Source organism: Enterococcus sp. AMC2644 (genome assembly GCF_058216475.1).
Genome location: NZ_CM177095.1, coordinates 1,485,777 through 1,500,116, shown reverse-complemented (window position 1 = coordinate 1,500,116; position 14,340 = coordinate 1,485,777). Strand labels below are relative to the sequence as shown.

10 protein-coding genes and 1 pseudogene are annotated in these 14,340 nt (G+C 34.5%); 2 read left to right on the top strand and 9 right to left on the bottom strand.

The genetic code is table 11. From position 1 onward, the window contains the following. Window positions 1–247 precede the first annotated feature (247 nt). From AC4BC5_RS07375 to AC4BC5_RS07355, 5 genes are all read right to left on the bottom strand, one after another. Complete coding sequence (locus tag AC4BC5_RS07375; protein WP_490497453.1) at window positions 248–1,483, bottom strand: MFS transporter; 1,236 nt, start codon at window positions 1,481–1,483, stop codon at window positions 248–250. Window positions 1,484–1,501: 18 nt separating this feature from the next. Continuing rightward, window positions 1,502–3,151 carry a glycoside hydrolase family 43 protein gene (locus AC4BC5_RS07370; protein WP_490497452.1) on the bottom strand — a complete coding sequence of 550 codons (1,650 nt, stop codon included), beginning with the start codon at window positions 3,149–3,151 and terminating at the stop codon, window positions 1,502–1,504. Then, window positions 3,151–4,662, bottom strand: a complete 1,512-nt coding sequence (gene xylB / locus AC4BC5_RS07365) for a xylulokinase (protein WP_490497451.1) — start codon at window positions 4,660–4,662, stop codon at window positions 3,151–3,153. The genes AC4BC5_RS07370 and xylB overlap by 1 nt, the downstream gene beginning before the upstream one ends. Window positions 4,663–4,681: 19 nt before the next feature. Then, the gene (gene xylA, locus AC4BC5_RS07360) at window positions 4,682–5,989 is read right to left on the bottom strand and encodes a xylose isomerase (RefSeq protein WP_490497518.1); all 1,308 of its coding nucleotides are present in this window, start codon (window positions 5,987–5,989) and stop codon (window positions 4,682–4,684) included. 192 nt (window positions 5,990–6,181) lie between these two features. Then, window positions 6,182–7,081, bottom strand: a complete 900-nt coding sequence (locus tag AC4BC5_RS07355; RefSeq protein WP_490497450.1) for an AraC family transcriptional regulator — start codon at window positions 7,079–7,081, stop codon at window positions 6,182–6,184. A 179-nt stretch (window positions 7,082–7,260) separates the two neighbouring features. On the opposite strand from AC4BC5_RS07355, the pseudogene AC4BC5_RS07350 reads away from it, so the two are divergent. After that, a pseudogene (locus AC4BC5_RS07350) lies at window positions 7,261–7,945 on the top strand (transposase); the annotation flags it as partial. Between the two features lie 247 nt (window positions 7,946–8,192). On the opposite strand, the gene AC4BC5_RS07345 reads toward AC4BC5_RS07350, so the two are convergent. After that, complete coding sequence (locus AC4BC5_RS07345; RefSeq protein WP_490497449.1) at window positions 8,193–10,982, bottom strand: DNA methyltransferase; 2,790 nt, start codon at window positions 10,980–10,982, stop codon at window positions 8,193–8,195. Between the two features lie 322 nt (window positions 10,983–11,304). Here AC4BC5_RS07345 and AC4BC5_RS07340 point away from each other — a divergent pair, with 322 nt between their 5' ends. Next, window positions 11,305–11,691, top strand: a complete 387-nt coding sequence (locus AC4BC5_RS07340) for a tyrosine-type recombinase/integrase (protein ID WP_490497448.1) — start codon at window positions 11,305–11,307, stop codon at window positions 11,689–11,691. A gap of 432 nt (window positions 11,692–12,123) precedes the next feature. On the opposite strand, the gene AC4BC5_RS07335 is transcribed toward AC4BC5_RS07340, so the two are convergent. The 3 genes from AC4BC5_RS07335 to AC4BC5_RS07325 all read right to left on the bottom strand — a co-directional run bounded on the left by AC4BC5_RS07335 (window position 12,124) and on the right by AC4BC5_RS07325 (window position 14,304). Further along, complete coding sequence (locus tag AC4BC5_RS07335) at window positions 12,124–12,732, bottom strand: Fic/DOC family protein (protein WP_490497447.1); 609 nt, start codon at window positions 12,730–12,732, stop codon at window positions 12,124–12,126. Further along, the gene (locus AC4BC5_RS07330) at window positions 12,725–12,940 is read right to left on the bottom strand and encodes a hypothetical protein (RefSeq protein ID WP_207110722.1); all 216 of its coding nucleotides are present in this window, start codon (window positions 12,938–12,940) and stop codon (window positions 12,725–12,727) included. Before AC4BC5_RS07330 ends, AC4BC5_RS07335 begins: the two co-directional genes overlap by 8 nt. Window positions 12,941–13,146: 206 nt before the next feature. Then, window positions 13,147–14,304 carry a hypothetical protein gene (locus tag AC4BC5_RS07325; protein ID WP_490497446.1) on the bottom strand — a complete coding sequence of 386 codons (1,158 nt, stop codon included), beginning with the start codon at window positions 14,302–14,304 and terminating at the stop codon, window positions 13,147–13,149. Between the last annotated feature and the right edge of the window lie 36 nt (window positions 14,305–14,340).

Below are 14,340 nucleotides of genomic sequence, written 5' to 3'. Positions count from 1 at the left end.
TAAACAAATTTTATTATTCACATAATGTTTATTTCCTGCTTATTATTCTGAATAATTTTTGAAAAAAAATAGGTTATCAAACGCTTCCGAGCTATAAATTTTTCACCATATACTTCTTGAACAGGAAAAAACAGCCAACTACTTTTAGTCGGCTGTTTTCATTTAAGCTTTTTAATTGTTTCTTCACCTTGTCTGCTAATTTTTTTACTACTTAGCACTCTTTTTCAATTAGATTCTGCTAACCAAACTATCTGGCAACAGACTTAATGGATAAGATAGATAAACCACCAATCATCGAGAAAATGAATGAGACAATAAAAATCGCAGAAAAACTAAATTGAGAAATGACAAAAGCTGCTATGACTGGAGCAATCGCTTGTGTAACCGTATTTCCTAAATTGTAGACGCCTAAGAAAAAAGCAACACGATTTTTATCTGGAATCACTTCTAAATTCAATAGATTATCCAATGAATTCCAAATACCCATTCCCAAACCAGCTGTAAAACCATAAATTAGAATCCCCAGATCATTCTGTAAAAAGAACATACTTAGTGCGCCAACCCCTAATGAAATAGTTGAAAGACCAACTGGTAATTTCAAAACCTTGTATTTATCTGATAAAGGACCTGCAATAAAGCCCATCGCGATTCCAAATACCAACATAATCATATTAATCAATTGAATGGAGTGTTGCGTAGCTCCTGTCCCCTTATGCAAGAAATCAGTCATAATGAATAGCAGATAACCTGTAATAGAGAAATTTCCAACTCCTTGAAATAACTTACCGATTAAAGCTAAATAATAATCACGTCCAATTTCCCAGCTAGGAAATATTTTCATCGAGGCTTTAATTGATGTCTTTTCTTTTTTATCAAGTTCCATTCGTTCTTCATCTAAATTTGAAGGTTCCCGCACAATAATTGCTGCAATTAGAGTACCGACAAAAGTTATAATCCCGAAAATAATAAATCCTAAACGAAACTGTCCTAAAAACATTGCAGCAAAGATTGTAAATCCATTATTTCCCAAAGCCATGCCTAAACCACCATACGCACCTGAAGCTGTTCCTTTTCCATTTTCTGGCGCAAGATCCAACCATGCGACCATTGGAGCAACAATAAAGTTCAATGCGATTTGTCCCAACATCCAACTCACTAGTAGAAAAGGAATATTATTAGCTGTTGAGGCAAGGATCATGGAGCCCATAAATACAGCAGCTCCACCGACAAGCCAGGGGGTTCTTTTACCAAATCGGGAACGTGTACGATCAGATAGATATCCGGCAACCATATTGGAAATAGCAGCTACGATCATGCCACAAGTTGAAAACAGTGCAACTAATTGTATTTTGTTTTGTGCATCAATTTGTTGAATCAATGCTGGTAAGAACAAACTAGCCGCAGCAATATATGGTCCTAGCCAAGAAGCTGGTCCAATAATCAATCCTAGAACTAGACGCTTTAAAGATACAGTTGTATTCATTTTTTTCTCCTCTCAAAGCTACGCATTTGTTACGTAGTAATAATCAAAATCAGCATAAGAATCACGTTGGTGAGCGTCGACTGAACCAATGAAGTTGAATAATGCAGTAAAACCACCAATCTCTCCTGGTTCACCGTTCACCCCTTCATCGGATAGGTAGGAGACATCAATTCCTTCAACAAAGATATTCCACTCTTCTGCTTGTCGATACAGCAATGATGCAACTCCTTGATTGTAGTCAATCTTTAATTCAATTGTGTCATCATTCACAATAAGGCGATGATTACTGTACTCAATTCGTTCTCCCAACTTCGCCTGTAGAACAGTTAATATCGTAGACTTGTGTTCCTCTGAATACGTTAAATGTAGATACAACCAGTTGTTTGAATCATAATAAAGCCCCACACCAGCAGTTTCCGAATAATGATTTGGCTTGAAGGACACCTTTGTTTGTACCTCATAAGAAAATGAAGTTGCTCTGGTCGCCATAATTGCTGGATTAATTTGTGAAAAGAAAGAATTTTCACCATGGATTCGTAAATATCCTGACCGTTCACTTGTATTTACCCATTTTTCTTCTTGATTACGATAGGGCGTCATAAAGCTTAAACTATAGTTCCCATCGAAATCATCTTTTACATCATGAGCGTGTTTTTCAAGAGGCAATAAATTATCCGGTCCTTCAACTTCCATCTTAGCTAGATTGGATCCATCTGCCATTTCTAACCAATCATCTTCTGTCCAATGCATTTTTTGAATCGAGGTTTCTCGACCTAGTGGATTCAACAACGTTCCTTCGAGCGGTCTTGACATCAAATGGGGAATGTACCATTCACCTGTTGGCGTTTCTACTAACGAACCATGTCCGGCCTTTTGCATTACAGAGTTAGGATTATACATTTCAAAATGCCCAGCATCTGGGTCGCCTAGTGAAAACATATGCTTTGGAGAAGAAGTAATGATTGGTTCGCCTGATGGATGAGCTTCATACGGCCCAAAAACATTTTTTGAACGCCCTATTTCTACACCATGTCCATAACCGGTACCTCCTGCTGCAATCAATAAATAGTAATAATTCTTACGTTTATAAATTTGTGGTGCTTCTGCACACCCACGTGTAGTAAAACCATGGTTGATACGATGCCAGTCTCCAATAATTCCGCCATTAGCTAAATCAACTTCAGCAATTACAATGTGCCCCGGGGCTTGGTAGCCTTCTCGAGTCTCCCATTCTAAAATGGCTAAATAATGTTTCCCATCCTCATCATGGAAAATCGCTGGATCAAAACCAATAGCAGTTAAAAAGATTGGTTCTGACCAGGGTCCCATAATATCGTCTGCCCACATCGCATAAGAATCAGAATTGAATTCACGTCCGGCCATGTTAACCATATGAGAGTATGCCAACCAGTATTTTTTGGTTGCAGGATCATAGGATAAATGTGGTGCCCAAATACCAGCCGGTGTATTTGTTCCTCTTAAATTCACTTCGTCGTTTTTTAGTACATAATCAATCAATTCCCAATTTGCTAAGTCCTTAGATTGAAAAATTTGAATCGCTGGATTCCAGTGAAATGTTGATGTGGCAATGTAGTAAGTATCTTCTACACGAATAATAGAAGGATCCGGAGCCATTCCTGGAATAATTGGATTTTGAATTTTGTTCATTACATCTCTTCCTTTCCCATTTGACAATCATTTTCTAAATGACATATCTCTTTTGTAGCCGCATACATCTTCTTCCATATTTGATAAATACGCTGATACTGTTCTACACTTTGTTTATTTGGTCGATATCTATGCTTCTTATAGACTACAAATTGCTCGCTTAAACTCTGAATATCATCAAACCAGCCGCAACCTAATGCCGCAATCATACAAGCTCCAGCACAAGGTCCTTGTTCTACTGCTAATGAAACAATCTCTGTATTAAGAATATCCGCCTGCATTTGCAGCCATTCTGGATTTTTGGCTCCTCCACCAACTGAAATCAATCGTTTAAACTGTCTTCCTTTTCGATGCATGATTTCTTGCGAATCTTTTAAACTAAAGGTAATCCCTTCCAAAACTGCTCGTGAAAAATGTGTCAAAGAATGTTCTGAACTTATTCCAATAAAACTACCACGAATTTTACTATCAAAATAAGGCGTTCGTTCCCCTGCGATATAGGGTGAAAATAGAAGGCCCTCACTTCCCGGTGAGATTTGCGAAATGCCCTCTAAAAGTTCCGAGAAACTACGGTCCTTTGCAAAAGTATTTCTAAACCAAGACAAGGAGTTTCCTGCTGCTAATGTGACACCCATTGAATAATACATATTCGCTAAAATATGATTAAAGAAATGTAGCTTACCATCATAATCTCGAAGTTCTGATTCATAACTACTTAAAACACCACTTGTTCCAATTGAAAGTAAGCCAGTTTCCTCATTAACAAGCCCCGCGCCTAACGCTGCACATGCATTATCAGCGCCTCCAGCAAAAATACGAACCTCTTGTTTGAAACCGAATTTTTGCTTGATTTCTGGTCGAACATTTCCAACTTCTGCCAACGAAGCAACTAATTTGGGTAAAATCTGGGCAGAAATACCAAATTCCTCAATCACCTCTCTTGACCAACTTTTCTTTTCTATATCTAAGAGCAATGTTCCAGCTGCATCACTGTATTCCGTTGCTAATTCACCTGTAAACCAGAAACGTAGATAATCTTTTGGTAATAATAGTTTTGCCACTTTCTGCCAGATTTTCGGCTCATTGTCTTGTAGCCATAGGATTTTAGGCAAAGTAAATCCTTCTAATGGAATATTTTTGGTAATCTGGAGTAGCCGTTCACCAAATTGATCAGTGATTTGACGACATTGTTTACTTGTTCGTACATCATTCCAAAGAATTGAAGGATATACTGGTCGATTCTGTCTGTCTAATACGACTAGTGAATGCATTTGTCCTGAAAAACTAATACCTTCTAGTCCATCTGTGAAATCAGCGACATCTGATGCTATTTTTTTCAATACAGATTCACAGGCTACAATCCAATCATCCGGATTCTGTTGTGCGTACCCTGTTTTCGGACTGACTATTGGATATTCACTGCCTTGTTCACTAACGAGTTGTCCTTCAGGAGTCATCAGAATCCCCTTTAAACTACTGGTACCTAAGTCTATACCTAATACATAACGCATTTTTCTACCTCCCGAGGCATTACACTAAGTAATCATTTAAAAGTGATTTCACATATTCAATATGACTAGATGTTAAGTTAATTTTTGAAACACTCAAGGCATGTTCAGTTAGAGATTCTAAGTCTTCTTTATCTGCTAAAATATCAGCTCCAATTCCCTGTTTGAAAGTGCTGTAACGTTCTGCCTTCAAGTCATCAAAGAAACCATCTTCTTTTAATTTTGCAGCTGCTTTTAATCCTCGAGCATAGGTATCCATTCCCGCAATATGCGCCAACAGTAAATCTTCCATTTCAAAAGAAGAACGTCTTACCTTAGAATCAAAGTTGATTCCGCCAGGTGCAATTCCACCGTTTTCTAATACTTCATACATAGCTAAAGTCGTATCATAAATATTGGTAGGAAATTCGTCTGTATCCCAGCCTAACAATGTATCTCCTTGGTTTGCATCTAACGAGCCCAAAGCATTGTACGACCGTGCCACAGCTATTTCATGTTCAAAAGTGTGTCCTGCTAACGTTGCATGGTTGGCTTCCAAGTTCAGTTTAAAGTCATTAGTTAAATTATAGTGCTGGATGAAAGCCATCGTAGTTGCTGCATCAAAATCGTATTGATGTTTAGAAGGTTCTTTTGGTTTAGGCTCCAATAAAAATTGTGGCTTGTGACCAATTTTTTCACCATAAGCAACTGCCATTTTAAATAATCGAGCAATATTGTCCTGTTCAAATTTCATATCTGTATTTAACAACGATTCATATCCCTCACGACCGCCCCAAAATACGTAATTTTCACCACCTAATTTCTGGGAAATATCTAACCCTTTTTTTACTTGAGCAGCCGCATAACTATAAACGTCTGCATTATTCGTTGAAGCTGCCCCGTTGATATAACGAGGATTTGAAAACATGTTTGCTGTATTCCAAAGTAACTTAATCCCTGTTTTATCCATCTTTTCTTTAATAAAATCAGTGATTTCATCTAAGTTCTCAAAGAATTCAGCTAACGACTCGCCTTCTGGTGCAACATCGACATCATGAAAACAGAAATACTCCGCTCCTAATTTTTCACAAATTTCAAAAAATGCCTCTACCCTATTTCTGGCTGTTTCCATTGGCGTGGCTCCAAACCAGCTTCGTTGATTAACTGCTTGTCCAAAGGGATCCGAACCATCTTGAGTCATGGTATGCCAATAAGCAATTGCAAAACGCAAATGCTCTTTCATTGTCTTTCCCATCACTATTTCATCTGCATTATAGTGTCGAAATGCGAATGGATTGCTTGTTTTTGTGCCCTCATACTTAATCTTTCCAACCTGATCAAAATAACTCATCATTTTTCTCCTTTTGCGAGCGATTACAAAAAACTGTTAGCCTTATATGCAATCGCTTACTTTTATTTGTGTCCTTATCATAAAAGATTTCAAGCGATGATTATATATCGAAATCCAGTCACTTTTTACCATTTTCCGTAAAAAAGCAGAATTCTTAACTTTTTTAGTTAAGAATTCTGCTTTTTGTCTATATCATTTTGTTTTTTGATTATTCATTTCTCGATATTCTTTTGGTGATAAGTTACTCCATTTTTTAAACTGGCGTGAGAAATGAGACATATTTTGATAACCAATGATTTCAGCAATTTCATTTACAGAAAGCTTTGGTTGGTGCAATAAAAATTTTGACTCATTATAACGTAATTGATCTAGATACTTTTTAGGACTAACCGAATAGACTTTCCTAAAGACCTTCAACATCGTACTCTCACTTATATTCAACGAATCTGCGATGTAGTTCATGGAAATCAATTGGCGGTTCTCTTCCAATGGATATCCAGTAAATGTACGAAAATTCTGTTGAATCGTGTCAGCAATCGACTTTGCTAAAACCAAAGTAGAATTATCTGACGCATCCAGCTTCTCTTGCTCAACTGTTGCATAATCGAGCAAACTTAATACTAATTCTATTAACAACTTTTCTACAAGTAATTTTTCTCTCAAAGAAAAATGATCTTGTTCCAAAAGTTTAATGTATGTATACAGTACTCTTTCAATTTCTTGAAATACTTTATTCTCTTTACTCAATTTGATTGGACAATACATCAAAAGATTCTGCTGAATTCCAGGATCATCGATATCAAAATGGACACAAAAATAACGCATCCCGTCTTTCGAAACACAAGAATTTTCATGTGCCGTTCCGGGAGGGATAAGGACAATATCATTTTCATAAAAATCGTAAAAACGTCCCTCAAAATTGGTTCGCTGCATCCCCTCTAGAATAATCATAATTTCAAACGCAAAGTGTGTTTCACGCTCCGCTGCCCAACCAAAGGAAACTTTTTGCTGATGTCCACCAAAAAATTTCATGTTCATGTCGATTTCGGGCAGATTTGCTAGCTTTTTCAACCATTCCGGTTTTTCATTCATATTATTCTCCCGTTCACAGTTATTAAGTACCTGACACTTATTATACTATGCAATCTACATTCGAATGTAATCTTTAATGACGGAGTAGCAATTTTTAAACAATATCTTAAGTTAATTAAGCAATTAGACAGCTTCGCAATGAAGCTACTGCTAAGTAGAAAAATTTTTTCACTCTTTAGTTTAGCCATAACATCAAACAATGTGTAACTATACCAAATGTTGGTCGACACGAGGGATGGAGAAAAAGCACCGAAATTGGTAAGCAAAAAAATGATCGTATTGACTCTGTGTTAATTGCTGATTTTATAAGTTATGGTTCGTTCAACAAAAGTAGTGCTGTCTGAGTTTTCTTCACCTGATGAATTCAATCAAGTATCTGCGAAATATTAGCTGAGACATATCGCTTAGCGAGTCGAAATCGCGTTGGACTGAGTAAAGCAGAAACGCTTAAAACACTCGCAGCTCAGTCTTTTAGTGTTCGTTTTGCGCCAGATGCTTTTGTGTTTCAATTGCGTTTCTGGTTCTTGGTGCTACGATTTCAGGTGAAATTGGTGCTATCCAGACATTTTCTAATCCTAAAAATTAGTTGCTTATGCAGGCAACGATGCTTCTGTTAAAAAATCTGGTGAATATGAAGCCACTCACAACGTGATGAGTAAACGTGGCTCTCCTTACTTAAGAAAAGCGTTGTTTCAAGCGACACTCATTGCTTCCAGATGCGACCCAGTTTTCAAAGCCTTTTATGACAAGAAACGAGCAGAAGGGATACACCATCTTACAGCGATTGGAGCTGTTTCAAGAAAGCTATGCTATATTATTCATGCCATTCTAACAAAGAATGAACCCTATGAAATTCGTCAGTAGTGAAAAAAATGATCTTTCTGAGGTTTATTTGTGATGCACTTATACGTTATGTTTCATTCAGAAAATTTTGTTCATTTTTCACTTGACTTTATATAGTTAGTCTTGTATATAGGAATCGTTCTAATTTCACCTGCCCAATCATAGATATCACTGAAAATATATTTATGGACAGCAAGAAATGTTACATAATTTAGTGGTTTATTTTCTAAACGAACCAATTTCATAATTTTACAATTCTCTTATTTTTCTACTTCGTCACAATCTTTTCATACATTTCAAATAACTTTGCGACTGTCTCTGTTTCACTAAGCCATGTTTTCTTCCCGTTTACCGTCTTTATCATTCCATACGCTTCCATCACTGCTCTATCATTGGCTTGATGGGCTTTTCTAAGTTCAACAGGCATAGTTAACTCATCGTACATTTCTGAAAGTGAACTATCGGAATATCTGTTCCTCGCATCTAAAATTGCTTGTGCAGATTTAATTATTTTTTCTTTAATTTTCGCATTTTCTGCTGGCCATGGGAAATTATTATACACAATATTCGCTGAATATTGATAATCACTTTTCATCCTTCCTGCTACTGTTCTCATCCATGACATATGAACGTTTGAGGTCATGATACCAAATATATATAAATTTGCTTCAGGAATAATCAATGCACTACCATTCACAATGATGTCTGGTGTTAACATATCTAAAGGGATGTATCTACGTTTTTCTGATGATACTTTTGGTATAACTAGCATATTGCTAGTTGGTTGACGTATTTCACCAAAAAGATATGGGTAATCAGCCATCTTTATTGTTTGTGGTCTCTTACTTAATTCCCTAAATACTTTAGTTAATGATAACCTATTCATTACAATTTTAGATTTCGAAAAAACAGAAGGACTAACCCCTTGCAACCATAAACACCATCGTTTCTTACCTTTTAGTAATTCTTGACCTCCTACATACTGGCGAACCAATATTTTGTTTTCAGCATTTTCTGAAATCAGTTCCTTTACTTCTTCTTCATTTAAAATCAAATGTCCATTATCTATAGGCATACTACCATAATTCATTGATGGTACATTAAAAAGTGGTTTAGTCCTACTTGTAATCATTGAATTTTTAGCATTTACTAAATAACAGTTAATAAAGTCTACTTCTTCTTTTAGCTCATCAGAAATAATATATTTATTTGTTTTTTTCTTATTTAAACTATGTTTGAACCCAATAATCACACAATGAACCTTTGCAATATCCTTTGATTTAGTTTCTGCTGACCAAACAAATGAAGAATGTGCGAATATAATTTCAATCCCACTTTCTATTAATATTGGCCACAAAATAGGAACTTGTTCTCCTTGAACGATAGAATTTGTTGAAACAAAAGAAACAAGAATATCTGTATTCTTAATCATTTTTAAAGCTTTATAATACCATGCTGATACATAATCGATATTACCAACTTTCTTTTGATCAAACACTTCAATTAATTCGAATTTTTGATGGGTAGTTTGCTCTTTTTTTCCAATAAATGGTGGATTTCCAATTATATAAGTCAACCTATTCTTTTGTACAATTTTCTCCCAATCAAGAGACAATGCATTACCTTCAATAATATTTGTATATGATTTCAGCGGTAAAAAGTCAATATCTGCATAGACAATTTCCTTTGTTTTTTCTAGCATTTGACTTTCTGCAATCCATAAAGCCGTTTTTGCAACAGAGACAGCAAAGTCGTTTATTTCAATTCCGTAAAATTGATTTAGTTTAACTTGTACCAACTCTTCGCCAATATCAAGAGTTACTTCATTACCTTTATAAAGTTTAATAGCTTCATTTTCTAACCTCCTTAAGGAAATATACGTCTCCGTTAAGAAGTTACCAGAACCACATGCCGGATCAAAAAATACCAAATTTGCAAGCTTTCTTTGAAAATTCTTAGCCCTTGCTGCTACAGCCGCTGGTTGTTTATAGGTACGTAATTCATTTAATTCTTCACATAGAGAGTCCATAAATAATGGATCAATTACTTTATGAATATTTTCAATAGAAGTATAATGCATACCACCTTTTCGGCGTGTCTCAGGATTCAGCGTCGATTCAAATACTGCTCCAAAAATAGTAGGGCTAATTTCTGACCAATCAAAATTAGACGATGCATGATCTAAAATTAATTGACGCAAGTCATCAGTAAAATTAGGAATTTCTAGATTTTTCTCAGCAAACATCCCACCATTTACATAAGGAAAGACTAATAAATCATCTTCCAAATAAGGATCTCGTTTATCTGTCGGTGTATCTAATATTTCAAAAAGATCAATTAATGCTCTACGAAACTGTCTACTATCAAATTGAGAAAGATAGTTATGAAATATCGCTTTACATTTAAATAGTCCAGCATCTTCTGCATAAAAGCAAAATACTAGGCGAACTATCAACTGATTGATTGCATGTAAACTTTCTTCGCTTTCTGGATTTATATATTGTTTAAGCAAACCACTATATACTTCACCTACAATTTCTCCCGCTTGCATGGATACTTTCATTTCGCGTTCAATATGCTCATTGCTTTTATCTACCAAAAATTCTAGACGATAAAATTCCTTGTCTAAATCAGTAAGTTGAATAATTACTGCTTCATTATTAGGCTTCTCCATGTCATAAATATAAAATTCTTTAAAATTACTAGTAATTATCCAACGAGGACGTTGAGAGTAAGGTAAATTTGCTGAATAACGCTTGGCCTGCTGAAATGGTGTTAAATATGAACCATCAGACTGCTTGATTGCTTTGTTTAAATCTTTATTCTTCCCCTTTTGTTCAATCATGACTTTTGTCTTATCAATATATCCATCAATAAAACTTGTATGATCAAGCACAACGGTATCTTCGAAAGTAATATATTCACTAGGATTTTCTAAACCATATACGGATTGCAATAAATCTAACCAAAATGGTTGACTATCTTGCCTTTCATTTCCTTTATCCTTCCATCGTTCGATAAATTCACGTGCTCTCTTCTTTTGTTCTCTAAGATTCATATATTATTACTCACCTTCAAAAGTTAGTTAATTCTAAAAATATTCTTCTAAATAGAATTTATTAACCATTATAACATGCACCGTTTTCCAACTGCACTATTCTAAAAAAATTCACTAACATGTATTGATATGAAAGTGGCAATTATCAGAAGTTACCTTCTAAATTAATCTGTTTCATTAAAGAAATTTTTAATAAATCTTGTGTCTTATTGAGTCGATAGTATTTTGAACTTTCCATAGAAAATAAGAGACTCCTCGTTTTATTGCCACACAGTTAGGAACTATTGTCAAGGGCAATCGGAAAAGAACATGAGAATAATACATGCACTTTTTGAATACTTGGCAAAAGGAACAAGAAGAATTGTATCATTCAATCAATCTTACTCCGCCACCTATGAAAGAACGTCCTGTATTCACTTATCTTAATTATTACAATGAAATTGTGCGGTGTTATCCTGATTATCCCAACAATATCTTGAAAACCTTCTATAAGAAAAACACTACCATGAAGAAGATTTCACCACATGGCTTTAGACATACACATACAACACTATTGTTTGAAAGTGGCGCTGGGATGAAAGAAGTACAAGAACGTTTAGGACATTCGACAAAAGATATTCATAACGCATTTAGTGTGTATACTCATGTATCTAATGAACGTCGCATAGAGGCTATAGAAAAACTTTCCCATTATCTTGACGCTCTATAACCAACTCTTTTCTTTCACTGTAACTTGCGCCCCTTTCTATGTACGCAAAAAAGTATGATTAACAGTTATTTTTCTATATGACTAATTACATGAAAAGAACCTATTCGGCACTTACATTACATGACTAGTTGCCAAAAATAGCATAAAAAAAAGACACCTCCAAAAATTGGAAAGTGTCTGAATCGTTGGTATAACAACGATTAACGTTTTGAGAATTGAGAAGCTTTACGAGCTTTCTTAAGACCTGGTTTCGCCTATAAATAACTGAAAAAATTGAATATGCTTTAAAACCAAGCGTTTTAGACAATTCGTAAAAGTTTAAATTTCAAACAGTTTCACATAATTTCAAGCTATCCGTACCTAATAACGTACACAAAACTACCTTGCAAACCAGAACAAGACTACTTTAATAATATAACAAAGAAATTTAATCTAAAAATCATTAATCGCATTAGTCATAATTCTTAAAAAGTGCTCCTTCTCAGGTGATTCTTCAACACAATACAAAACCAATGAATTTCTTACATAACTGGCATGATCACGTAAAAGCCTTGAGTTTAACGGAAATCCTTTCGCATTTGCAAATAAACCAGCAAAACGCATAACCGCCCGAGTATTTCCTTCTCTAAACGGATGGAGCAACCATAGTCGAGCAATCAAATCTGAAAATAAAGGAATCATCTCCTCTACACTAATTTCAGACCATTCTATCTGATTCATCTCATCAATAAGTGATTCAATTTGAACCTGAATGGATGAAATATCGCCATAATTTAAAGACAAACCAGCAAGAACAGCTTCTTCCTTGTATATAGGAATCGTTCTAATTTCACCTGCCCAATCATAAATATCGCCAAAAATATATTTATGGACAGCAAGAAATGTTTCATAATTAAGTGGCTTATCTTCAAACCAAGCATCAATATCTAACAATTTAAAATAAGTAATATCCGCTTCGGCTTTTTCAAGTAACTCTTTATCTGATATATCAAGTTTATTTTGTAAAACATCAGTATTTGGAATTAAATAAGGATCATACATTTTGCAACCCCAAAGAACGATATTTTTCAATAACGGTTTCTAGAGCATCAGCAATTTCGATATTTCCTGCTACATACTCCTCCACCAATTTCATTGCATCTTCCGAAGGTTCCGCAGCATCTAAAGTTGAATAGCTTAAAGCAACGTTACGGAGCTTCTCACGCTCGATTTTAGTCGTATTTTTTACTGAGTATTTATAATCAGACATATCTCGTCAACTCCTTTTGACCTACCTAATAAGACATATTATATCATATTTTCAATAGTTCTACGCATAGTTAAAATTAATAGTATAATAAAAATTAGATAAATACCATTAGTATTTCAGGAGATACTCTTATCTGACAATAATTAACGCTTATAAAATAGAGAATTCTTATATTGAACATTAAGCTCAATTGAATGGTCAGTTAGTTATTTTCCAAGTTGATTAATTAATGTTTGTTCATATCTGGATGCTACTTTAAACAATTTAGCGTTTTTATTATTATCTTTTCTAAAACGCTTATATTCATTTAGACTGTCATAAATAGCCTCCCCAAATTCAGTTTGAAAGATATTCTGTTCATGCAACGGATAACATCTTCCATCCTTAATGATCATTCGCTTTATTGGATTCAATGATAAAATATCGTTAATCCCATTATCTCTAGAACAAAAATAATGCATATACATATGTTTAGTGTTGTTATTTCTATCTGCTACTTGAGATTCCAAACTGCGAAGATGAAATAAATCCCAAGCCATACCTCTTATTTTTGAGATGACATTTTTAGAATTAGCTTGAATTGCTCCAAAAAAAGAATTCACTCTACTATCTTTTGAAAAAAGTAAATATGCTAAAAATAGTTCTTGTTCAGCATAGGCGTATAATTCTTTATTTACGCATTGAATGAGTTCCATCATTTTGTTTTTACTATTTTTATTGGATTTAAAATTGATCTCATACATTTTTAACAGAATACAGTATATTAAATAATATTGATTTAAATCTTTATCTGCAATACCTTCATGAACAGTCTTCAATGCTTGGTTGACCATATTTTCAATATCACTATCTTCTGATAGGATCTCCAGTTCAAAATTCTCGAACTCCTCCAAAGTTCGTGACTTATCAAACGCAAAAAAAGACACTAAGCTTTCACGAACATAATTTTTGTCTATCTCATGTTTATTGGCTGCAACTTCCAAAATATACGGTCCACAACTTATTTGAACTTCCTTTTCTTTTATATAAGATAAAAACTTTTTAAACGATTCGCTCACTCTTTTGTACAAAAGAAAATCTCTGAGATAGCCAACAATATTTGAATCAAAATCAAAACATCTATATACTTCTATTCTTCTCAAATAGGATTCAAAATTGTATTTATCAATCAATAAAGTGTTTTCCATATTAGAAAAGCTTTGAACCACGTATTTTTCAATATCTTGTTTCATAAAATCTGACCCAAGATTATTAGAATTATTATCAAAACAAATTAATCTAATATTTTGTGCTAAGTAATAGTTGTCTTTAAAAACTTCCCAAGGCGTCTCTGAAACAAGTAACTCTTCCATGATTTCATCCATAATAACTCTCCCTTTTGTATAACTTTTATTAAATAA